At 71.5% G+C, this 21,295-nt stretch carries 20 protein-coding genes; 2 read left to right on the forward strand and 18 right to left on the reverse strand.

What is annotated here, in order from left to right:
• Positions 1-34 precede the first annotated feature (34 nt).
• From nusB to GJQ66_RS07390, 12 genes are all read right to left on the reverse strand, one after another.
• Positions 35-445: a transcription antitermination factor NusB gene (nusB, locus tag GJQ66_RS07335; RefSeq protein WP_155048694.1), complete on the reverse strand. Its 411-nt coding sequence runs from the start codon at positions 443-445 to the stop codon at positions 35-37.
• A 1-nt stretch (position 446) separates the two neighbouring features.
• Positions 447-1,010, reverse strand: a complete 564-nt coding sequence (gene efp / locus GJQ66_RS07340; protein WP_155048695.1) for an elongation factor P — start codon at positions 1,008-1,010, stop codon at positions 447-449.
• Positions 1,011-1,074: 64 nt separating this feature from the next.
• Positions 1,075-2,196 (reverse strand): 3-dehydroquinate synthase, encoded by a 1,122-nt coding sequence (gene aroB, locus GJQ66_RS07345; RefSeq protein ID WP_368732775.1) that lies wholly within the window; start codon positions 2,194-2,196, stop codon positions 1,075-1,077.
• Complete coding sequence (locus GJQ66_RS07350) at positions 2,193-2,741, reverse strand: shikimate kinase (RefSeq protein ID WP_155048696.1); 549 nt, start codon at positions 2,739-2,741, stop codon at positions 2,193-2,195. Before GJQ66_RS07350 ends, aroB begins: the two co-directional genes overlap by 4 nt.
• A complete protein-coding gene (gene aroC, locus GJQ66_RS07355; RefSeq protein ID WP_155048697.1) occupies positions 2,734-3,942 on the reverse strand; it encodes a chorismate synthase in 1,209 nt (402 codons plus the stop codon). Before aroC ends, GJQ66_RS07350 begins: the two co-directional genes overlap by 8 nt.
• A gap of 43 nt (positions 3,943-3,985) precedes the next feature.
• Entirely contained in the window at positions 3,986-4,789 is an 804-nt protein-coding gene (locus GJQ66_RS07360; RefSeq protein ID WP_368732776.1) for a shikimate dehydrogenase, read from the reverse strand.
• A complete protein-coding gene (mltG, locus tag GJQ66_RS07365) occupies positions 4,782-6,407 on the reverse strand; it encodes an endolytic transglycosylase MltG (RefSeq protein WP_155048698.1) in 1,626 nt (541 codons plus the stop codon). Before mltG ends, GJQ66_RS07360 begins: the two co-directional genes overlap by 8 nt.
• A gap of 9 nt (positions 6,408-6,416) precedes the next feature.
• On the reverse strand, positions 6,417-6,887 hold the full coding sequence (ruvX, locus tag GJQ66_RS07370; RefSeq protein ID WP_368732777.1) for a Holliday junction resolvase RuvX: 471 nt from the start codon (positions 6,885-6,887) through the stop codon (positions 6,417-6,419).
• Positions 6,888-6,892: 5 nt separating this feature from the next.
• The gene (gene alaS / locus GJQ66_RS07375; protein ID WP_155048700.1) at positions 6,893-9,553 is read right to left on the reverse strand and encodes an alanine--tRNA ligase; all 2,661 of its coding nucleotides are present in this window, start codon (positions 9,551-9,553) and stop codon (positions 6,893-6,895) included.
• 72 nt (positions 9,554-9,625) lie between these two features.
• Positions 9,626-9,805 (reverse strand): hypothetical protein, encoded by a 180-nt coding sequence (locus tag GJQ66_RS07380; RefSeq protein WP_155048701.1) that lies wholly within the window; start codon positions 9,803-9,805, stop codon positions 9,626-9,628.
• A 114-nt stretch (positions 9,806-9,919) separates the two neighbouring features.
• Positions 9,920-10,549, reverse strand: coding sequence for a 30S ribosomal protein S4 (gene rpsD / locus GJQ66_RS07385; protein WP_155048702.1), 630 nt, complete (start codon positions 10,547-10,549; stop codon positions 9,920-9,922).
• A 145-nt stretch (positions 10,550-10,694) separates the two neighbouring features.
• The gene (locus GJQ66_RS07390; RefSeq protein ID WP_155048703.1) at positions 10,695-12,017 is read right to left on the reverse strand and encodes a replication-associated recombination protein A; all 1,323 of its coding nucleotides are present in this window, start codon (positions 12,015-12,017) and stop codon (positions 10,695-10,697) included.
• 134 nt (positions 12,018-12,151) lie between these two features.
• Here GJQ66_RS07390 and GJQ66_RS07395 point away from each other — a divergent pair, with 134 nt between their 5' ends.
• Both GJQ66_RS07395 and GJQ66_RS07400 read left to right on the forward strand, forming a co-directional pair.
• Positions 12,152-13,546: a DUF349 domain-containing protein gene (locus GJQ66_RS07395; protein WP_368732778.1), complete on the forward strand. Its 1,395-nt coding sequence runs from the start codon at positions 12,152-12,154 to the stop codon at positions 13,544-13,546.
• A gap of 53 nt (positions 13,547-13,599) precedes the next feature.
• A complete protein-coding gene (locus GJQ66_RS07400) occupies positions 13,600-14,154 on the forward strand; it encodes a hypothetical protein (protein ID WP_155048704.1) in 555 nt (184 codons plus the stop codon).
• Here the strand turns inward: GJQ66_RS07400 and GJQ66_RS07405 are convergent.
• The 6 genes from GJQ66_RS07405 to ruvA all read right to left on the reverse strand — a co-directional run bounded on the left by GJQ66_RS07405 (position 14,141) and on the right by ruvA (position 21,294).
• Entirely contained in the window at positions 14,141-16,390 is a 2,250-nt protein-coding gene (locus tag GJQ66_RS07405) for a bifunctional (p)ppGpp synthetase/guanosine-3',5'-bis(diphosphate) 3'-pyrophosphohydrolase (protein ID WP_368732779.1), read from the reverse strand. The two genes, GJQ66_RS07400 and GJQ66_RS07405, sit on opposite strands and share 14 nt — an antisense overlap.
• A 46-nt stretch (positions 16,391-16,436) precedes the next feature.
• On the reverse strand, positions 16,437-17,414 hold the full coding sequence (secF, locus tag GJQ66_RS07410; protein ID WP_155048705.1) for a protein translocase subunit SecF: 978 nt from the start codon (positions 17,412-17,414) through the stop codon (positions 16,437-16,439).
• Entirely contained in the window at positions 17,414-19,117 is a 1,704-nt protein-coding gene (gene secD / locus GJQ66_RS07415) for a protein translocase subunit SecD (RefSeq protein WP_368732780.1), read from the reverse strand. Before secD ends, secF begins: the two co-directional genes overlap by 1 nt.
• A gap of 65 nt (positions 19,118-19,182) precedes the next feature.
• Complete coding sequence (gene yajC, locus GJQ66_RS07420; protein WP_196215834.1) at positions 19,183-19,560, reverse strand: preprotein translocase subunit YajC; 378 nt, start codon at positions 19,558-19,560, stop codon at positions 19,183-19,185.
• Positions 19,561-19,655: 95 nt separating this feature from the next.
• Positions 19,656-20,684: a Holliday junction branch migration DNA helicase RuvB gene (gene ruvB, locus GJQ66_RS07425; RefSeq protein ID WP_166318258.1), complete on the reverse strand. Its 1,029-nt coding sequence runs from the start codon at positions 20,682-20,684 to the stop codon at positions 19,656-19,658.
• Entirely contained in the window at positions 20,677-21,294 is a 618-nt protein-coding gene (ruvA, locus tag GJQ66_RS07430) for a Holliday junction branch migration protein RuvA (protein WP_155048708.1), read from the reverse strand. Before ruvA ends, ruvB begins: the two co-directional genes overlap by 8 nt.
• Between the last annotated feature and the right edge of the window lies 1 nt (position 21,295).

Here is a 21,295-nt window from a genome sequence, read left to right on the forward strand (position 1 = left end):
GGTTAAAGGTGTGGTGGTGCGGCCTTAAGTATAGTCAGCTGCCGCGCGCGATGCGTGCGAGCACGCCGTGCACGAACGCGCCGGATTCCTCCGTCGAGAGGCTCTTGACGAGCTCGACCGCCTCGTCGATGGCGACCGCGGTGGGCACCTCGTCGTTGAAGAGGAGCTCCCACGTCGCCAGCCGGAGCGCGGCGCGGTCGACGGCCGGCATCCGCTCGAGCTTCCAATCGCGGCTGTGCGTCGCAATCTGCTCGTCGATCTCGTCGCGGTGGTCGATGACGCCGTCCACGATCTCGCGGGCATAGAGCCACGACGCCTGCCGGTCGGGCTCGCCCACGGCACGCTGCGCCTCCGCGGCGAGGATCGTGTCGACGCCCTCGTCGCGGACGTCCGCGGAGAACAGCATGTTGAGCGCGCGCTGGCGCGCCTTGGAGCGGGCGCTCATCTCAGTCGTTGACGCGACCGAGGTAGTCGCCCGTGCGCGTGTCGACCTTGACCTTCGTGCCCTCGCCGACGAACAGCGGCACCTGGATCTCGGCGCCGGTCTCGACCGTGGCGGGCTTCGTGCCGGCGTTCGAACGGTCGCCCTGCAGGCCCGGCTCGGTGTACGTGATCTCGAGCACGACCGACGCGGGCATCTCGATGTACAGCGGCAGCCCGTCGTGCATCGCGATCGTCACGCTCATGTTCTCGAGCAGGAAGCGGGAGGCGTCGCCGACGACCGCGGCCGAGACGTTGATCTGGTCGTAGTCCGACACGTCCATGAACACGAAGTTGTCGCCGTCGTTGTACAGGTACTGGTAGTCGCTGCGGTCGACGTTCTGGATGTCCACCTTGGCGCCCGCGTTGAACGTCTTGTCGACGACCTTGCCCGAGATGACGTTCTTCAGCTTGGTGCGCACGAACGCCCCGCCCTTGCCGGGCTTGACGTGCTGGAACTCCACGACGTTCCAGAGCTGTCCGTCGATCGAGAGGACGACGCCATTGCGGATGTCTGCGGTCGATGCCATGGGAGGGGTGTTCCGTTTCGTTGTGCTGACGTGTGCGAGGCCGCGAGGGCCGCAATCCACGAGTCTATCGCGCGCCGACTCGGATCACGCCGCCGGGCGCCTGTTCCTCGGCGATCTCCTGGTATGCGGCGAACAGCAGCGACTGGTCGGGCGCCTGCAGCACGGTGGGCTTGCCGATCTCGTCGAGCACGATGAAGCGCAGCTGGCCCGCGCGCGCCTTCTTGTCGCGCTGCATCGTGGCCAGCAGCTGGCTCCATGCGCCGGCGCGGTAGCTCGTCGGCAGCCCGAGCGAGGTGAGGATCGCGCGGTGGCGCTCCACCGCGTCGTCGCCGAGGCGCCCCGCGAGCCGCGACAGCTCGGCCGCGAACATCATGCCGATCGACACCGCGGCGCCGTGGCGCCACTGGTACCGCTCCGCGTGCTCGATGGCGTGCCCGAGCGTGTGGCCGTAGTTGAGCGTCTCGCGCAGGCCGGCCTCGCGGAAGTCCTCCCCCACGACGTCGGCCTTCATCTGGATGGCGAGCTCGATCGTGCGGCGGAACTCGGGGGTCGACGGATCCACCGCGCGCTCCGGGTCGGCCTCGATGATGTCGAGGACCTCGGGGAAGCGAATGAATCCCGCCTTCACGACCTCGGCGTACCCCGCGACGAGCTCGTTGCGCGGGAGCGGGTCAAGCAGGTCCAGGTCGCAGAGGACGGTCCGGGGCGACCAGAAGGCGCCCACGAGGTTCTTACCCTCGGCGGTGTTGATGCCGGTCTTGCCGCCGACGGCGGCGTCGACCATGCCGAGCACGGTGGAGGGCATCTGCACGACCTCGACCCCGCGGAGCCAGGTCGCGGCCGCGAAGCCGGCGAGGTCCGTCGCCGCCCCGCCGCCGAAGCCGACGATCGCGTCCGTGCGGGTGAAGTCGGCCTGGCCGAGGATCTGCCAGAGGAAGGCGGCGACCTCGACGCGCTTGGCGGACTCCGCGTCGGGGATCTCGGCGAGGAGCACCTCGAGCGAGCCGTCGGCGAGGAGCTCCTCGCGCAGATCGTTCACGATCGCGCCCAGGGTGGGCTGGTGCACGATGAGGACCTTGCGCGCGGCCGGGGGCAGCGCGTCGCGCAGCTGGTGGCGGCCGCCTCGGCCGACGACGACGTCGTAACCGGGCGTTCCGGCGACGGGGATCACGGTGCGGTCGCTCACGGGCGGTGCTCGCTTTCGGGAGACGGTTCGGACGGGTGAAGGCGGGGCGTGGCCCACTCGGCGGCGCGCTCGACGACGTCCCGGAGCGGACCCTGGGACGTGTCGTAGGTGACGTGCGCCAGCGCGGCGTACACGGGGGCGCGCTCGGCCGCAATCCGGCGCCACTCGGCGAGCGGATCGCCCGCGTTCAGTAGCGGCCGCTTGGCGCCGCGGATCCGCGACGCGACGGTGTTCTCATCGACGGTCAGGTGGATGACGAGGTGGTCGGCGAGCGCCGAGCGCGTCTCGGGGGCGAGCACGGCGCCGCCGCCGAGGGCGACAACGCCGCCGCCCTCGAGGGCGCGCCGGACCGCGTCGGCCTCGATCGCGCGGAACGCGGCTTCGCCGCGCGTCGCGAACAGGTCGGCGATGGGGCCGTGCTCGCGCACGACCATGGCGTCGGTGTCGGTGAAGGGCAGGCCGAGGCGTTTGGCGATGCGCCGGCCGATGCTGGACTTGCCCGCACCCATCGGCCCGATCAGGACGACGGCGGGGCGTTCACTCATGCGGGATCGAGTGGGGCGCCGTTCGCAGCGTGTCGGGAATGGCCGCGAGGTAGCCCTCGAGGTTGCGGCGCGTCTCGGCGACCGAGTCGCCGCCGAACTTTTCCAGGACGACGTCCGCGAGGGTGAGCGCGACCATGGCCTCCGCGACGACGCCCGCCGCCGGGACGGCGCAGACGTCCGAGCGCTGGTGGTGCGCCTGGGCCGTTTCCCCCGACGACGTATCGATCGTGTCGAGCGCGCGCGGCACGGTCGCGATGGGCTTCATCCCCGCGCGCACCCGCAGCACCGTGCCCGTGGACATTCCGCCCTCGGTGCCGCCCGCGCGGTCGCTGCCGCGCGCCACGCCCTCGTCGGAGGGGTACAGCGCGTCGTGCGCGGCCGATCCGCGGCGCCGGGTCGTCTCGAACCCGTCGCCGACCTCGACGCCCTTGATCGCCTGGATACTCATGAGCGCCTGCGCGAGCTTGGCGTCGAGGCGGCGGTCCCACTGCACGTGCGATCCCAGCCCGGGCGGGAGCCCGTACGCGAGCACCTCGACGATGCCGCCGAGCGTGTCGCCGGCCTTGCGCGCGTCGTCGATCTCCGCGACCATCCGCTCGCTCGTCGCCGCGTCGAGGCAGCGCAGCGGATCCGCGTCGAGCGCCGCGACGTCGTCCGGCGTCGGAACGGGCGCGTCCTCGGGGGCGCGTACGGGCCCGATCGACAGTGTGTGGCTGACGAGGCGGATGCCCAGCTCGCCGAGGAACTTGCGGGCGACGGCGCCGAGCGCGACGCGCGCGGCGGTCTCGCGAGCGCTCGCGCGCTCCAGGATGGGCCGCGCCTCGTCGAACGCATACTTCTGCATTCCGACGAGGTCCGCGTGACCGGGCCGGGGACGCGTCAGCGGCGCGCCTCGGCCGCGGGAGCGATCGCTCAGCTCCACCGGCTCCGGGCTCATGACCTCGGTCCACTTCGGCCATTCCGTGTTGCCGACGCGCAGCGCGATCGGGCTGCCCAGCGTGTAGCCGTGGACGACGCCGCTCGAGATCGTCAGCTCGTCCTGTTCGAACTTCATGCGGGAACCGCGGCCGTAGCCGAGCTTGCGGCGCTGCAGGTCGTCCTGGATATCCTGCGGGGAGACGGGAACGCCCGAGGGGAGACCCTCGACAATGGCGACGAGTTCGGGGCCGTGCGATTCGCCGGCCGTGAGCACACGGAGCATGCTCCCAGCCTACGGCCACACCGGCCGCGGCGCCGAACCGGCGCTACCCCGCCAGCGCAGCACGCATCGCGGCGACGACGCCCGGCTCGCCCGGAAGCGGGGTATCGGGGTCGCCCGTCACGAAGACGCGCACCTGCGCCACGGCCTGGTGCAGGAGCATCCCGAGGCCGTGGTGAGTCGCCTCCCAGGCGCCGCCGGCGAGCGGCGTCGGCCAGGGGCTGTAGGCGACGTCGTAGAGGGTGCCGCCGGCGGCGGCGAGGCGCGCGGCGACGTCGGGCGGGAGGGCCGTGCCGCCCGGCAGGGTGGAGATCGTCAGCGTCACGGGCGCGGTCGCGTCCGCGAGGGACGCCGCTCGCGCGTGCCGCCCCCGCGCCGTCGCCACGACCGCCCGGGCCCGCTCGGCGCGGCGCGCCGCGATCTCGATGCGCTCGGCGCCCAGTTCCTCCGCCGCCGCCAGCGCCGACGTCGCGGTCGCGCCGGCTCCGACGATGCGCACGGCCGACACGTCGGCGCCGGTCTCGCGGATCGCGGCCGCGAGACCGGCGACGTCCGTGTTAAAGGCGCGGGGCGCGTCGTCCGTGAGGAGCAGGGTGTTCGCCACCCCCGTCGCCCGCGCGCGTGGATCGCGCCAGCCGGCCGCCGCGTAGGCGGTTTCCTTGAGCGGGTAGGTCAGCGCGAGACCGCGGCAGGCGGATCCGCGCAGCTCGTCGGCGAAGGAAGCCTGTGTGACCTCCCGGCGCGAGAAGGACCAGTCCAGGCCGAGCGCGGCGTAGGCCGCGCCGTGCAACTCGGGCGAGCGGCTGTGGGAGATGGGGCTCCCCCACACCTCGAGCGCGGCGTCACTCACAGTAGGCCGCGTTCTCGTCGCTCTCCTGGCACCACTCCCGGAGCCTGGCGGTGGCGGCCTCGTGCTCCTCGAGCGTGGCCGAGAACACCGTCTCGCCGGTTTCGAGGTTCACCGGAACGAAGTAGAGCCAGTTTCCGTCGGCCGGTTCGATGGCGGCCCGAATCGCCGCCTCGCCCGGCAGACCGATGGGGCCGACGGGCAGCCCCTCGTGCACGTAGGTGTTGTATGGGTTCGAGGCGTCGGCGCGCTGCTCGTCCGTGGTCCAGACGGTGTGCGTGCTGTCGGCCCCGTAGGCCACGGTGGCGTCCGACTGCAGGAGCATGCCCTCGTCGATCCGGTTGACGAACACGCGCGCGATCTTCGGCATGTCGTCCTCACCGCCCGCCTCGCGCTGCACGAGCGCGGCCATCGTGAGCACCTCGAGGCGGTCCTCCTCCGCGACGCCGAGCGCGTCGAGCCGATCGAACATCTCGTCCACGAGGGTCTGAATAACGTCCTCGGCGGTCGCGTCGGGGTCGAAGGTGTACGTCGCCGGGAAGAGGAAGCCCTCGATGGACGGCGCTTCGGCGGGCACGCCGAACGCGGTGTAGTCGTCGGCGGCCGCCTGGAGCTCCTCGAGCGGGATCTCCATGACCTCCGAGATTGTCTCGAGCGCGTCGCGCGCGAAAGACCCCTCCGTGACGAGCACGGCGTTGTCGATCCGGTTCTCCGGATCCTCCAGGGCGGTCAGCGCCGCGGCGGACGTCATCTGTTGCTGCAGCTGGTACACGCCGGGCTGGAATTCCGGGTTGAGCTGTGCGCCCACGAGCATGTCGTAGAACGCGGACTCCGTCAGCGTCACGCCCGCCTCGTGGAGCTTCTGGGAGACCTCCCAGCCGGTGTCGCCCGCGACGATTTGGATCTCCGCGCTGCCGGTGGCGATCCCCGACTCGTACTCGGTCGGCTCCTGGTTGATCCCCAGCACCTGCTGCACGCGCTGGCCGATCTCGCTGTCCGCGAACGTGGCCAGCGCCCACCACCCGCCGCCCACGACGGCCGCGAGGAGGCCGAGGATGACCGCGAGCGCCACGAGGCAGCCGCCGCGCCGGCGCCGACGCCCCTTCGCCTCGCGCCCGCGCGCCGCGTCGTGTTCCGGGCCGAAGAGCGATCCGATGCCGTCGTGCTCCTCGTGGGGCGCGTTGCCGTCGTGCGCCCGGTCGGGGTGTGGCTCTGCCGCCGGGGCGGACGCCGCGGCCGGTTCCCGGGCCCCCGCGGCGGACGCAGGCGCATCCGACGCCGGCCGCGCGCCGGGCGCGGGGCGGCGAGAAGCATCGTCGCTCGGCGCGGACGGGGCGGACGCGTCGCGGCGGGGCTGCGGGTTCGCGGGGCCCAGCGGATCCGAGGCGGGCACGCGCCGCCTGGCCGCCTCGACGTTCAACGCGGCCGTGACGAACGGCCCGGGCGCCTCCCCGGGACCGGTCGCGGGTGCCTCGGGCCCCGCCGTCGGCACCTCCGGCACGGATCCGGCCCCGGGCGCCGCCGTGTCTCCGCGCGGGGCGTCACCGGACTCGCGGAGCCGGCGCGCGCGCAGTTCGCGCCGGGTCAGGGGCGCGTCGGGACGGGGTTCGGATTCGCTCATTCGGGCCTGCTACTCCTCGCCGGGCGCAAGTACCTCGCCGGGCGCGGTGCCCAGGCGCTTCTCGGTGTCGATCGCGTGCTGGAGGAAGACCACCGCCGCAACCTGGTCGACAATGCTACGAGACTTCTTCTGAGAGCGACCGGCCTGGCGCAGCGCGGTGTGGGCGCTGACCGTGCTCAGCCGCTCGTCGACGAGGCGAATCGGCGTGCCGGGCAGGGCCGCCCCGAGTTCGGCCGCGAACGCGCGCGCGTCCTGGGTCGACGGCGTGTCCTCGCCGCGCATGTTGAGCGGAAGCCCGACCATGATCTCGATCGGGGCGTGCTCCCCCGCAAGCTCCGCGAGCCGCGCGACGGAACGGTCGTCCCGCGCCACCGTCTCGACGGGAACCGCGAGCATGCCGTCCGGGTCGCAACGCGCGACGCCGACTCGCGCGCGCCCCACGTCGACCGCGAGGCGCACGCCGCGCCGAAATGCGCTCACGAGCCTCAGAGGCCCGCGACCGCGGAGCGTACGGCGTCGAGGGCCGCGGGGATCGCCGCCGCGTCGGTGCCGCCGCCCTGCGCGAGGTCGGGCTTCCCGCCGCCGCCGCCGCCGAGCGCGGCCGATGCGAGACGCACAAGGTCCCCGGCCTTCGCGCCGGCTGCGCGGGCCGCCTCGTTCGTGGCCACGACGATGACGGGGCGACCGCCGGCCACGCCCGCGAGCGCGACGACGGCACTGCTCGCGCCCAGCCGCTCGCGGACCTGCTGGACGAGCGAGCGGACATCGTCGGCGGATCCCACGGAGCCCACGGACTCGGCGACGAGGGTCGTGCGCCCGGCAGTCCCCGCGCGCCCCGCGATCTCGGGCACGCGCTCCTGAAGCTTCCGGGCCTCAAACTGCGCGATCCGCTTCTCCGCAGCGCGGAGGTTCTGCGACAGCTCCGCGACGCGCTGCGCGAGCTGGTCGCGCGGCGTCTTCAGTGACGCGGACAGCTCGCTGACGAGGGCGCGCTCGGCCGTGAGCTCGCGGAACGCGTCCTGGCCCACGAGCGCCTCGACGCGGCGGTTTGACGCGCCGACGGACGACTCGCCGATCAGCGAGATGAGGCCGATCTCCGAGGAGGTCTTCACGTGCGTGCCGCCACACAGCTCTCGCGACCACGGCCCGCCGATGTCGACCATCCGCACCTGGCTGCCGTACTTCTCCCCGAACAGCGCCATCGCCCCCGCGGCCTTCGCGTCGTCGAGAGACATCACGCGGGTCGTCACCTCGAGCCCGTCGCGCACGGCCGTGTTCGCGATCTCCTCGATCTCGGTGCGGGTCTCGGCGGACAGCGCCTGGCCCCAGGTGAAGTCGAATCGCAGGTAGCCCGCGCGGTTGAGCGAGCCCGCCTGCGTCGCACCCGAGCCGAGCGTGTCGCGCAGCGCGGCGTGCACGAGGTGCGTCGCGGAGTGCGCCTGCTGCGCGCGGCGGCGGTTGGCCTCGTCGACGACAGACGTCGCCGCGTCGCCGACGCCCACCTCGCCCGTCGTGACCTCGACCGTGTGGCTCACGAGGCCGGGAACGGGGCGCTGCACGTCGAGCACGTCCAGCTCGAACCCGCTGCCGACGATCGTGCCCTTGTCGGCGACCTGGCCGCCGGATTCGGCGTAGAGCGCGGTCTCGGCGAGGATGACCTCCGCGATCTGGCCGGTGGTCGCGCGCTGCGCCGGCGCGCCGTCGACGAGCAGGCCGAGGACGCGCGACTCCGTGACAAGGTCGTCGTAGCCCGTGAAGCCCGTCTCGCCGAGCGCGCGGAACTCGCTGTAGACGCCGACGTCGGCGATGCGGCTCTTGCGGCTGCGGGCGTCCTCCCGGGCTCGCTGGCGCTGCGCAGTCATCAGCGTGTCGAAGGCGGCGCGATCCACGCCGAGACCCGCCTCCTCGGCGATCTCGAGCGTGAGGTCGATGGGGAAGCCGTACGTGTCGTGGAGCAGGAACGCGCGGTCCCCCTCGAGCGCCTCGCGCCCCTCGCGGCGCGCCTCGGCCACGGCCTCGTCCAGGATCGCGGATCCCGACGACAGCGTCCGCAGGAACGTCTCCTCCTCGGCGAAAGCGTAGGCGGAGATGCGCTCCCAATCGGTCACGAGCACCGGGTAGGTGTCCTTCATGACGTCGCGCGAGGCGACGAACAGCTCGGGGAACGTCGCGCCCTCCACGCCGAGCAGGCGCATGGATCGGATCGCGCGCCGCATCAGGCGCCGCAGGATATAGCCGCGTCCCTCGTTCGACGGCGTCACGCCGTCACTGAGGAGCATGAGTGCGGACCGCACGTGATCGGCCACGATGCGGAACCGGACGTCGTCCTCGCGGTCCTCGCCGTAGGCGCGCCCGCTCAGCCGGCTGGCGGCATCGAGCACGGGGCGGACCTGATCGGTCTCGTACATGTTCTCGACGCCCTGCTTGATGAAGGCCACGCGCTCGAGCCCCATGCCGGTGTCGATGTTCTTGTTCGGCAGCTGCCCCACGATGTCGAAGTCGACCTTCGACCGGACGTTGTCGATCTGGTCCTGCATGAACACGAGGTTCCAGATCTCGAGAAAACGGGAGTCGTCGACCGCCGGGCCGCCATCGGGCCCGTAGGCGGGACCGCGGTCGTAGTAGATCTCCGAGCAGGGGCCGCCGGGGCCCGGCTGTCCTGTGTGCCAGTAGTTGTCCTCGCGCCCCATCCGCTGGATCCGCTCGGTGGGCAGGCCCGCGACGCGCTGCCAGATTTCGGCCGCCTCGTCGTCCGTCTCGTAGACCGTGACCCAGAGGTCATCGGGCGAGAATCCGAGGCCGCCCTCGCTCTCGGGCGTCGTCAGTAGCGCCCAGGCGTGCGTGATCGCGCCCTCCTTGAAATAGTCCCCAAACGACCAGTTCCCCATCATTTGGAAGAACGTGCCGTGGCGCGCGGTCTTGCCGACCTCTTCGATGTCGTTCGTGCGAATGCACTTCTGCACGTCCGCGATCCGAGGGTGCGGGGCCGGCACGACGCCCGTGAAGTGCGGGATGAACGGCACCATGCCGGCGATCGTGAACAGGATCGACGGGTCGTCGCTGACGAGAGATGCGGAAGGAACGATCGTGTGGTCGTTCTTCGCGAAGTAGTCGAGGTAGCGCTGCGCGATGTCCGCGGTCTTCATGGGGGAGGCTGTTCCTTGGGTGATGCGTGTGCGCGCCCGCCGGCGCGCGCGAGGTCGAAAAAGCGGGAGGGGTCAGTGCGCGGACTCGCGCGCGACTTCCGCGTGGTACGCCTGAGCCAGCGTGTCGGTGAAGCCGCTGATGCGCGCGTCGATCGAGGCAAGCAGCTCGTTGCCGCGCGGGTCCTTGTTCATGAAGTGCGCGGCGACGAAGCCGCCCACGATGCCGAGCAGGAACCACAGCACGTTCTTCATGTCATCTCCATCAGGTCGCGAGCGGGCGGTCTTTTTATCCTAGGTGCTCCGTGCGGCGGGAACGCGAAGGGCGCCGCGGACGCGAGGTCCGCGGCGCCCTCCCGGGTGCGCCGATTAGCGAGCGGCGTAGTACTCGACGACGAGCTGCACGTCACACTGGACGGGCACCTCGGCGCGCTTGGGGCGCGCGACGAGCTTGGCCTGGAGCTTGTCGAGCTGGACCTCGAGGTAGCCCGGAACGGCGGGCAGGACCTCGGCGTGACCGCCGGCGGCCGCCACCTGGAACGGCTCGATGCCCTCGCTCTTCGCCTTGACCTCGATCGTCTGGCCCGGCTTCACGCGGAAGGACGGGCGGTCCACGATCTTGCCGTCGACAAGGATGTGGCGGTGGACGACGAACTGGCGCGCCTGCGCCGTCGTGCGGGCGAAGCCCGAGCGCAGCACGAGCGCGTCGAGACGCATCTCGAGCAGCTCGACGAGGTTCTCACCCGTCAGGCCGTCGGTACGGTTGGCCTCGTTGAACGCGATGCGCAGCTGCTTCTCGCGGATGCCGTACTGCTCGCGCAGACGCTGCTTCTCGCGGAGGCGGACGGCGTAGTCGCTGTCGGCCTTGCGCTTCGTGCGACCGTGCTGGCCGGGGCCGTACGGACGCTTCTCGAGGTAGCGCGCCGCCTTGGGCGTCAGCGCCACGCCGAGCGCGCGGGACAGGCGGACCTTACGGCGGTCCTGTGCCTTGGTGACCATGGTGTTCCTTTCACGTGCCGCGGTATCGCGGCGTCACGGGCGTACATTCCGCCTTCTTCCGCGCGCGGGCGTACGCCGGACTGCCCGCTGGAAATGTGAAGGGGATGTGCTCGGACTTCGAGCCCCGCAATCCTACCAGAGTCCGTCAGTCGCCGACGATCCGCCGCAGGCGCTCGATGGCCTCGGAGACGGCGCGCTCGTTCCCGTGCGCCGTGGGCGCGTAGTACCGCGTCCCCCGCAGCGCATCGGGGAGGTACTGCTGGGTCACCACGCCCCGCTCGTCGTCGTGCGGGTAGCGGTACCCCTTGCCGTGGCCGAGGCGCTTCGCGCCGGCGTAGTGCGCGTCGCGGAGGTGGATCGGAACGGGGCCCATGCGCCCCGCGCGCACGTCCGCGAGCGCGGCGTCGATCGCGCGAATGACCGCCGGCGACTTCGGTGCCGTGGCCAGGTAGATCGTCGCCTCGGCGAGGGGGATCCGCGCCTCGGGCATGCCGATGAGCTGCACGGTGTCCGCGGCGGCGACGGCGATCTGCAGCGCGCGCGGATCCGCCATTCCGATGTCCTCGGCGGCGTGCACGACGAGGCGGCGCGCGATGAATCGCGGATCCTCCCCCGCCTCGATCATCCGCGCGAGGTAGTGCACGGCGGCGTCCGGGTCGGACCCGCGGATCGACTTGATGAAGGCGCTGATGACGTCGTAGTGCTGGTCGCCCTGCCGGTCGTACCGCAGGAGGGCCCGGTCCACCGCCTGCTCGACGTGAGCGGGCGTGACGACGACCTCGTCGCCGTCGTCCGTGGCGGCCAGGGCGGCCGCGGCCTCGAGCGCGGTGAGCGCGCGGCGCGCGTCGCCGGAGGAGAGCTGCACGATGGCGGCGCGCGCGTCGTCCTCGAGCCGCACGGCGCCCGCGAGGCCCCGCGCGTCCGACACCGCGCGATCGATGAGCAGGCTGAGGTCGGCGTCCGTGAGCGGCTGCAGCGTGAGCATGAGCGAGCGCGACAGTAGCGGGGAGATAACCGAGAAGGACGGGTTCTCCGTCGTGGCCGCGATGAGGATCACCCAGCCGTTCTCGACGCCGGGCAGCAGCGCGTCCTGCTGCGCCTTCGTGAAGCGATGGATCTCGTCGAGGAACAGGATGGTCGTCTGCCCGTAGAGGTCGCGCTGGTCGAGCGCCTGCTGCATCACCTCGCGCACGTCCTTGACGCCGGCGGTGATCGCGCTGAGCTCGACGAACCGCCGGCCCGACGACCGGGCGATGGCCTGCGCGAGCGTCGTCTTGCCCGTCCCCGGCGGCCCCCACAGGATGACCGACACGGTGCCCGCGCGGGTGGCGTCGGGATCCGCAAGCTGCACGATCGGCGAGCCCGGCCGGAGCAGGTGCTGCTGCCCGGCGACCTCCGAGAGCGCGTTCGGGCGCATGCGCACCGCGAGCGGGGTCTGCCCCTGGAAGAGCGCGCCGGAGGAGTTCATCCGCCCCAGCCTACGCGGCGCGCGCGAGGGCGTGCGGAACGGATCCGCGCGGGGCCTTCCGCTCGCCGTCCGGCGTACTAGGCTGGGCGCGTCCCTTTCCCCCTTCCCGCGGACACCGCGCTAAGGAGCCTCCCGTGTCGACGCCCGACCACACCCCCGAAAACGACAGCACTCCCGCCGCGCCCACGCCGGGACCCGTCCCGAGCCCCGCGGCGTTCGCGAAGCGGCCGAAGCCGGCCGTACGCCCCATCGCCGCCGAGGATGCGCCCGCCGTCGTGCCCGCGGTCGTCCCCGAGGCGCAGAACGCCAGCGAGTGGGGTCGGGTCGACGAGAACGGCGTCGTGGAGGTGCGCGAGGGCGAGGCCTGGCGACCCGTCGGCGAGTACCCCGACGGCACCCACGACGAGGCGCTGCAGTACTACGTGCGCAAGTTCGAGGACCTCGCGTTCAAGGTGGCGGCCATCGAGCAGCGCCACCAGGCCGGCGGCGCGTCGGCGGCCGACCTGCGCCAGCAGGCGACGCAGCTGCGCGCCGATGTCGTCGGCGCGGCGGCCGTGGGTGACCTTGCCGCCCTCGAGGCTCGCCTCACGACGATGATCGACCAGCTTGCCGAGGCGAGCGCCGAGGAAGCGGCGCGCCAGCGCGCGCTCGTCGACGAGGCGATCGCCGAGCGCACGGTCATCGTCGAGAAGGTCGAGACGCTCGCGGCGCGCGACCCGCAGACCATCCAGTGGAAGCAGGCGACCGCGGAGCTCGGCGAGCTGTTCGCCGCGTGGCAGGCGCACCAGAAGACCGGCCCCCGCCTGCCCAAGTCGACGGCGCAGGCGCTCTGGAAGCGCTTCCGCGACGCGCGCTCCAGCGTCGAGCGCTCGCGCCGCGCGTTCTTCGCGGACCTCGACGAGGCCCACAAGGCCGCGAAGACGCAGAAGACCCGCATCATCGAGCGCGCCGAGGCGCTGCAGTCGCAGGGCGAGGACGGGATCCCCGCCTACCGTGCCCTCCTCGACGAGTGGAAGAACGCCGGCCGCGCCGGCCGCAAGGCCGACGACGCGCTGTGGGCGCGGTTCAAGGCCGCGGGCGACGTGCTCTACCAGGCGCGCGCTTCGCGCAGCGCCGAGGAAGAGGCGGAGTCGGCGCCGCGGATCGCCGAGCGCGAGGCGCTGCTGGAGGAGGCGAAGGCCGTGGCCGACATCGCCGACCTGAAGCAGGCACGCGCCACCCTGACGTCGATCCAGCGCCGCTGGGACGAGGTCGGGCGCATCTTCCCGCGCGACACGGAGCGCGACCTGGATGGCCGCATGCGCCGCATCGAGCTCGCACTCAAGGACCGCGAGGACGTGGACTGGAAGCGCAACAACCCCGAGACGAAGGCCCGCGCCAACGACATGGGTGCGCAGCTGCGCGAGTCGCTCGCCGAGTTCGAGGCCGAGCGCGATGCGGCACGCGCCGCGGGCGACGAGAAGGCCGCGGCGGAGGCGCAGGAGGCCATCGACGCGCGCACCGCCTGGCTGCGCGCCATCGGCGGCTGACCGGTTCTCCACAGGCATTCCCACGAGGGGGCGCGTCACGACACAATCGTGGCGTGCCCCCTCTCGCATTCCGCCCCGGCCTGGCGCTCTCGGTCGCCGAGATCAGCGCCTGCCGACTGGACGGCGACCTCGTCCCGGTCGCCCGTGACGCGTACGCGCCACGCGGGGTTCCGGCTTCTCCGGCGGTGCGCGCGAGCGCCCTCGACGGCTGGTTGCCGCCGGGCTGCGTGGCCGTGGGCGTGACGGCGGCCTGGATCCACGGGCTCCTGCCCGGCGAACCCCCGCGCCATCACGCGCAGGCGCTCGAGGGGCGTACGCCGCGGCGCACGTGGCGCGGCGACCTGGTCATCCACGAGTGGCCGCTCCCCGCGGGGGACGTCGTGCGCCTCGGAGGGATCGCCGTGTCGTCCTTTCCCCGCACCTGGTACGACCTTGCGCGCCGCGCCTACGGGGATCCGTCCGACCGCGAGGCGCGCACGGCCCTCGACGCGTGCGCGGATCGCGCCGAGGGGGCCCGGGAGACGCTCGCGTGGCTGGCCGACAAGCGCGGCCTCCGGTTCACCGCGCGGCTGCGCGGCGACATCGAGCGGGCGCTCAGGAGGAGGTGACGCGGTAGACGTCGTAGACGCCCTCGATCCGGCGCACGGCGTTCAGCACCCGGTCGAGGTGCACCGTGTCCCCCATCTCGAACACGTACCGGCTGAGAGCGAGGCGGTTCCTCGTCGTCTGCACGGACGCCGAGAGGATGTTCACGTGGTGCTCGCTGAGCACCCGCGTGATGTCGCTCAGGAGGCCGCCGCGGTCGAGCGCCTCGACCTGGATGTGGACGAGGAAGACGGCCTTCGTCGACGGCGCCCATTCGACGTCGATCATGCGGTCCGGTTCGTCGCCCAGCGCGCGGACGTTCGTGCAGTCCGCGCGGTGGACGGAGACGCCGCTCCCCCGCGTGACGAAGCCGACGATCTCGTCGCCGGGCACCGGTGTGCAGCACTTCGCGAGCTTCACGAGGATGTCGGAGGCCCCGCGCACGAGCACCCCGGAGTCGCCCGCGCGCGGGCGCTGGCTCGCGGTCGGCGGCAGGTCCAGGGCGCCCGACGCCGGCTCGGCATCGCTGAGGGCGGCCTGCACCTTCTCGAGCACGGACTGCGTGGAGACATGCCCCTCCCCGACCGCGGCGTAGAGCGCCGAGATGTCGTCGTAGTGCATGTCGGCCGCGACCTCGGGCAGCGCCTCCTTGAGGCGGGCGAAGGAGAGGTTGTGGCGGCGCATCGCGCGCGCGATGCCCTCCTTGCCCTGCTCGATCGCCTCCTCGCGGCGCTCCTTGGTGAACCACGCGCGGATCTTATTGCGCGCGCGGGTGCTCTTGACGAACCCGAGCCAGTCCTGGCTCGGGCCCGCGTCGGGATTCTTCGACGTGAAGACCTCGACGACATCGCCGGACTGCAGCTCGGTCTCGAGCGGGACGAGGCGGCCGTTGACCTTCGCGCCCATCGTGCGATAGCCGATCTCGGTGTGCACCGCGAACGCGAAGTCCACGGGCGACGCCCCCGTCGGAAGCCCGATCACGCGGCCCTTGGGGGTGAAGACGTACACCTCCTTGGCGCCGATCTCGAATCGGAGAGAGTCGAGGAACTCCCCCGGATCCTTCGTCTCGGCCTGCCAGTCGCTGAGCCGGGCGATCCACGCCATGTCCTGGCCGGAGGCGCGCTCGTCGGGCTTCCCGCCCGCCGCCTGCATGCGCTCCTTGTACATCCAGTGCGCCGCGACGCCGTACTCGGCCTGCTGGTGCATCTCCTGCGTGCGGATCTGGATCTCGACCGTGCGGCCGCCCGGTCCGATCACGGTCGTGTGGAGGGACCGATAGAGGTTGAACTTCGGCGTCGCGATGTAGTCCTTGAAGCGCCCGGGTAGCGGCGTCCAGCGGGCGTGGATCGCCCCAAGGACGGCGTAGCAGTCGCGCACCGTCTGCACGATCGTGCGGATCCCGATGAGGTCGTAGATGTCGTCGAACTCGCGGCCGCGGACGACCATCTTCTGATACACGGAGTACAGCTGCTTGGGGCGGCCCGACACCGTTCCCCGGATCCGCAGTTCGGCGAGGTCGCGCCCGACCTCATCGATGACCTTCTGCACGTACTGCTCGCGCTGCGGGGTGCGCTGCTTCACGAGGCTGTCGATCTCGTTGTAGATCTTGGGGTACAGCACGGCGAACGAGAGGTCCTCGAGCTCGCTCTTGATCGCGGCAATACCGAGGCGATGCGCGAGCGGCGCGTAGATCTCGAGGGTCTCCGTCGCCTTCTTCTTCGCCTTCTCGGGCGGGACGAAGCCCCACGTGCGGGCGTTGTGGAGGCGGTCGGCCAGCTTGATGACGAGGACTCGGACGTCCTTCGACATCGCGACGATCATCTTGCGCACCGTCTCGGCCTGCGCGCTCTCGCCGTACTTCACCTTGTCGAGCTTGGTGACGCCGTCCACGAGGAGCGCGACCTCGTCGCCGAACTCGGCCGTGAGCTCGTCGAGCGGGTAGCCCGTGTCCTCGACCGTGTCGTGGAGCAGCGCGGCCGCGATGGCGCGGGGGCCGAGGCCGAGCTCGGCGAGGATCTGCGCGACCGCGAGCGGGTGCGTGATGTAAGGCTCACCGCTCTGCCGCTTCTGGCCGCGGTGCTTTTCCTCGGCGACGCGGTACGCCTTGTGAACGATCTGCAGGTCGCCGCGCGGGTGGTTCTGACGGACCGTGTCGACGAGGCGCTGAACGCCGGCCTGCGGCTTCGCCCGCGTGAAGATGCGCGGCACGAGCCAGCGGAGGCTCGGGCCGGACGGCGGGGTCGAGAGCGTGTCAGCCACGTCGTACCGCCCGTCCGGGCCCGAATGCCTCCGTCATGCGCCTATCCTAGGCGTCCGCGACGTCGGACTGCTCGCGGATCCGGCGGTCGCGCTGGGCGATCTCCGGCTCGCGCTCGCGCAGCCACGAGTACAGCGGCGCCGCGACGAACAGCGTCGAGTACGTCGCGACGACGATTCCGACGAAGATCGACAGCGAGATGTCGCTGAGGGTTTCGGCCCCCATGCCGAACACGCCGATGAACAGGATCGCGGCCACGGGGAGCGCCGCGACGACGGAGGTGTTTATCGAGCGGATCAGGGTCTGGTTGACCGCCAGGTTCACGGAGTCGCCGAAGGTACGCCCGCCCATCTCGTCCTGCGTGTTCTCGCGGATCTTGTCGAACACGACGGTGGTGTCGTAGAGCGAGTACGCGAGGATCGTGAGGAATCCGATGACGGCCGATGGCGAGATCTGGAAGCCCGCGAGCGAGTAGATCCCGATCGTGACGACGAGCACGTCGACCAGGCCGACGATGGCCGCGACCGACATCTTCCACGTGCGGAAGTAGATCGCGAGGATGAGGAACGTCAGGGCGAGGAAGATCGCGAGGCCCCAGAGCGACTGGTTCGTGACCTGCGCGCCCCACGTCGGGCCGATAAACGAGTCGGTGACTTGGTCGGCCGGCACGCCGTAGGCGTCGGCGAGCGCGGCGGCGAGCTCGCGCGTCTCGTCATTCCCGAGCGACGAGGTCTGCACGCGCACGTCGGCGTCCCCGACGACGGTCACGCTGGACTCGGCGCCCGGCGCGAACTCCTCGACCGTCTCCGTGGCGATCGACTGTTCGATCGTCTCCGGCGCGGAGATCGTGAATTGGGATCCGCCCGTGAACTCGATCGAGAACTCGACGCCGCGCGCAAACGGCGCGATCGCGGAGATGACGACCAGGACGATCGCGATGAGGAACCAGAGCCGGCGCCGCCCCACGAACGGGATCGACGTCTTGCCGGTGTAGAGGTCGTTGCCGAGCTCATTCATGGAGCGCATTACTTCTCACCCTCCCCGCTCGGGGTTGTCGTATCTTGCGCCCGGAGCTGTTCCGCCAGTTTGCGCTCGGCGATCGTCTGCCGTTTCGCCGCCTCGCCGCGCGAGCGCTGCGAGCGCGGCGTGGCGGGGGCCGTGCGGAACCGCGCGCGCCCCCGGTACACGGCGCCGAGCGCCGCGGGGTCGAGGCCCGAGAGTGGGTGCCCGCCGCCGAAGAACGGGGTGCGCACGAGGAGCTGCATCACGGGATGCGTGAACGCGATGAAGATGAAGATGTCGAGGAGCGTCGTGAGGCCCAGCGTGAACGCGAAGCCCTTCACGGTCGCGTCGGCGAGGATGTACAGCACGACGGCGGCGAGCACGTTGATCGACTTCGAGATGAAGATCGTGCGGCGGGCGCGGAGCCAGCCGTCCTCGACGGCCGCGGTCGCGGTCTTGCCGTCCCGAAGCTCGTCGCGGATCCGCTCGAAATAGACGATGAAGGAGTCGGCCGTGAATCCGATCGTCACGATGAGTCCGGCGACGCCGGCCAGCGAGAGCCGGTAGTCGATGCGCCACGACAGGATGCACAGGAGCACGTAGGTGAGCACGGCCATCACCACGAGCGAGGCGATGATCACGAACCCGAGCGCGCGGTAGCTGACCAGCACGACCCACAGTGCGACCAGCGCGAGCCCGATGAGGCCGGCGATCAGGCCAATCTGGAGCTGCTGCGAACCGAGCGTCGCGGAGATCGTGTCGCTGGAGACGACCTCGAAGCTCATGGGGAGCGCGCCGAAGCGGAGCTGGTCGGCGAGGACCTTGGCGGAGTCCTCGGTGATGCCGGTTCCCGAGATCTGTGGCTGGCCGTTGGTGATGACCGCGTCCATGGAGGGCGCGGAGATGACCGCGCCGTCCAGCACGAACGCGAACTGGTTCTGCGGGCTCTGGAGGTTGTACAGCCGCTGGCTGATGTCGCCGAAGACGCTCGTGCCCTCGGAGTCGAAGTCGATCTGGACGGCCCAGACGCCGTTCTGCGTGAGCGCGGGCTGCGCGTCGTCGATCGCGCTCCCGTCGAGCTCGACGGGCCCGAGGATGTACTTCGCGGCACCCGCCGTGTCGCAGGTGATGAGCGGCTCGTCCGCCGGCGCGTGCGCGGGATCGTTGTCCTCGCTCGTGCAGTCGTAGGCGAGCATCTCGGCCCACAGCGCGTCCGTCACCCAGGCGGTGTCGCTCGCGGTGGTCGGCTCGACGGTCGGCGTCGCGTTGAGCGAGGGATCGGGCGTCGGGTACGGCGTCGACTCGCCGTCCTCTCCCACGAACGACGTGGCGGGGTCGGCCGCGTAGAGGACGGGGCGCAGCTGCATCTGCGCGCTCGCCTCGATCCGCTCGCGCGTCTCCTCCGAGGCGTTGCCGGGGATCTGGACGACGATGTTGTCCGCTCCCTGCGTGGTCACCTGGGCCTCGGCCACGCCCGAGGCGTCGACGCGCTGCCGGATGATCTCGACCGCCTGCTGCATCTGCTCCGCCGACGGCGTCTCGCCGTCGGTGTCGGCCTGCATGATGATCTGCGTGCCGCCCTGGAGGTCGAGCGCGAGCTCGGGGACCCAGGTCCCCTCTTTAAAGACGTGCACCCCCAGCGCGTTCGCGCCGAAGAGCACCGCGGTAACCGCGAGCAGGCCGAGAAGTGCGCGCCAAGCACGGCGCGTGGGAGTGGGTGTCGCCACGACGAATCGCCTTCGTAGTTCGGTTGTCGGGAGGAGCCGGCGAGGGGGCCCGGGGCCCCCGGCGCTCAGTCCCGCTTGGTCTCGTCGTCGCGGCGGTCGTCGGCCGCGTCGTGCTCGACGATCTCGTCCTGCGCGAGGGGCTCCTCGTCGACCTCGTCCTCCGCCAGGGGCTCGTCGGTGGCCGGGTCGAGCGTGACGGTCTGCGCGTGCACCTCGATGTTGACGCCCGGCGCGATCTCGATCACGGCGTGCTTCGTGAGGTCATCGGCGTCGAAGGCCACGAGCGTGCCGTACAGGCCCGAGCGGGTCATTACGGGCGCCCCCGGAACGAGCTGCTGCTGACGCTTGTGCTCCTCCTCCTGCATCTTCTTGCGGCGGCGGCTGGAGCTCCAGAACATGAAGATGAGAAGCGCGCCCGCGACGACGAGGAGAAGGATGTCCATAATGCGCAGTGGACCTTTCGTAGGGGATCCGAGGGTATGCGGCGCGTGTCCGCGACGAGAGAAGACGCCGGAGAAGCCCCGGCGCATCCCGACGATTATAGGCCATCGACAAGTCGCGGATCCTCGCCGTGCGGCACGCCCAGGTGCGCATACGCCTCGGGCGTCGCGACACGCCCGCGCGGCGTGCGCGCCATGAAACCGATGCGGACGAGATAGGGCTCGACGACGCTCTCCACGGTGTCGGACTCCTCGCCGACGGTGACCGACAGGGTCGACAGGCCGACAGGGCCGCCGCGGAAGCGCCGGACGAGGGCGTCCAGCACCGCGCGATCAAGCCGGTCGAGCCCGATGGCGTCGACGTCGTACAGCTCGAGCGCCGCCCGGACCCCGGCCAGTCCCGGCTCGCGGTCGCCCGCGTGCACGAGCGCCCAGTCCCGCACGCGCCGGAGGAGGCGATTCGCGATACGCGGGGTCCCGCGCGAGCGCCGCGCGATCTCGTGGCGTTCGTCCGCGGTCAGGTCGATCCCGAGCACGCGCGCCGAGCGGTCGACGACGCGCTCGAGCTCGTGCGCGTCGTAGTACTCGAGGTGCGCCGTAAAGCCGAAGCGGTCGCGCAGCGGGTTGGGCAGGAGTCCCGAACGCGTTGTCGCGCCGACCAGGGTGAACGGCGCCAGGTCGAGGGGAATGGAGGTGGCGCCGGCGCCCTTGCCGACCATGATGTCGATACGGAAGTCCTCCATCGCGAGGTACAGCATCTCCTCCGCGGAGCGCGCCATGCGGTGGATCTCGTCGATGAACAGCACCTCCCCCGGCGTGAGGCTCGACAGCAGGGCCGCGAGGTCGCCCGCGTGCTGAATCGCCGGGCCGCTCGACATCCGCAAGGGGCGCCCCGACTCGTGGGCGACGATCATGGCGAGCGTCGTCTTGCCGAGCCCCGGAGGGCCCGCGAGCAGGATGTGGTCCGGCGTTCGCGCCTGGAGGCCCGCCGCATCGAGGAGGAGCTGAAGCTGACCGCGCACCTTCTGCTGGCCGACGAAGTCGCCGAGGCTCTGGGGGCGCAGGGCGCCCTCGACCGCCAGCTCCGAGTCGCCGAGCGGTTCGGGCGACACGACGTCGTCAGACACGCTCGGCCCCCTGGCGCGCCGGGCCGAGCTCGGCGAGCGTCAGGCGCAAGAGCGCCGGGACCGACGCGCGGTCGGCGTCCGACGCCCCCTCCGCGACGCCCGCCACGGCCTCCGCGGCCGTGCGCTCGGGCCAGCCAAGGCCGACGAGCGCCGCGACAACCTGCGCGTCGGCCGCGACCGGCGTCCGCGCCGCCGGGGCCGGCGCCGCGGGCGGCGCGATCCGGCCCTGGAGCTGCAGGGCGATGAGCTTGGCCGTCTTCGGTCCGATCCCGCTGACCTTGCGGAACGGCTTGTCGTCGTCGGCAGCGACCGCCTCCGCGATCTGGTCGATCGTGAGGCCAGACAGCACGCCGAGCGCCGACTTGGGCCCGACCCCCGTGACGCTGAGGAGGATCGCGAACACGTCGAGCTCCTCCCGGGAGGCGAAGCCCACGAGGCTCATGGCGTCCTCGCGCACGATGAGGTGGGTGTGGAGGAGGAGCTCTTCGCCGACGCGGGCGGCGCGCGCCACGTCCGGCGGACACGCGACCGCGTAACCGATGCCCGCGGCCTCGATAATGACGTCGTCGGCGCGGGCGGACAGCACGGTTCCGCGGACTGAGGCGATCATC

It is taken from the genome of Microbacterium sp. ZXX196 (assembly GCF_009709595.1).
In the GTDB taxonomy this organism is placed as follows: domain Bacteria; phylum Actinomycetota; class Actinomycetes; order Actinomycetales; family Microbacteriaceae; genus Microbacterium; species Microbacterium excoecariae.

What these genes read in the sequence shown, in the direction of transcription:
- efp (WP_155048695.1), bottom strand. Translation starts at nt 1,010, where the DNA reads ATGGCATCGACCGCAGACATCCGCAATGGCGTCGTCCTCTCGATCGAC.
- ruvA (WP_155048708.1), bottom strand. Translation starts at nt 21,294, where the DNA reads ATGATCGCCTCAGTCCGCGGAACCGTGCTGTCCGCCCGCGCCGACGAC.
- secF (WP_155048705.1), bottom strand. Translation starts at nt 17,414, where the DNA reads ATGCGCTCCATGAATGAGCTCGGCAACGACCTCTACACCGGCAAGACG.
- GJQ66_RS07390 (WP_155048703.1), bottom strand. Translation starts at nt 12,017, where the DNA reads ATGAACTCCTCCGGCGCGCTCTTCCAGGGGCAGACCCCGCTCGCGGTG.
- GJQ66_RS07350 (WP_155048696.1), bottom strand. Translation starts at nt 2,741, where the DNA reads ATGAGTGAACGCCCCGCCGTCGTCCTGATCGGGCCGATGGGTGCGGGC.
- nusB (WP_155048694.1), bottom strand. Translation starts at nt 445, where the DNA reads ATGAGCGCCCGCTCCAAGGCGCGCCAGCGCGCGCTCAACATGCTGTTC.
- mltG (WP_155048698.1), bottom strand. Translation starts at nt 6,407, where the DNA reads ATGAGCGAATCCGAACCCCGTCCCGACGCGCCCCTGACCCGGCGCGAA.
- aroC (WP_155048697.1), bottom strand. Translation starts at nt 3,942, where the DNA reads ATGCTCCGTGTGCTCACGGCCGGCGAATCGCACGGCCCCGAACTCGTC.
- alaS (WP_155048700.1), bottom strand. Translation starts at nt 9,553, where the DNA reads ATGAAGACCGCGGACATCGCGCAGCGCTACCTCGACTACTTCGCGAAG.
- yajC (WP_196215834.1), bottom strand. Translation starts at nt 19,560, where the DNA reads ATGGACATCCTTCTCCTCGTCGTCGCGGGCGCGCTTCTCATCTTCATG.
- GJQ66_RS07380 (WP_155048701.1), bottom strand. Translation starts at nt 9,805, where the DNA reads ATGAAGAACGTGCTGTGGTTCCTGCTCGGCATCGTGGGCGGCTTCGTC.
- rpsD (WP_155048702.1), bottom strand. Translation starts at nt 10,549, where the DNA reads ATGGTCACCAAGGCACAGGACCGCCGTAAGGTCCGCCTGTCCCGCGCG.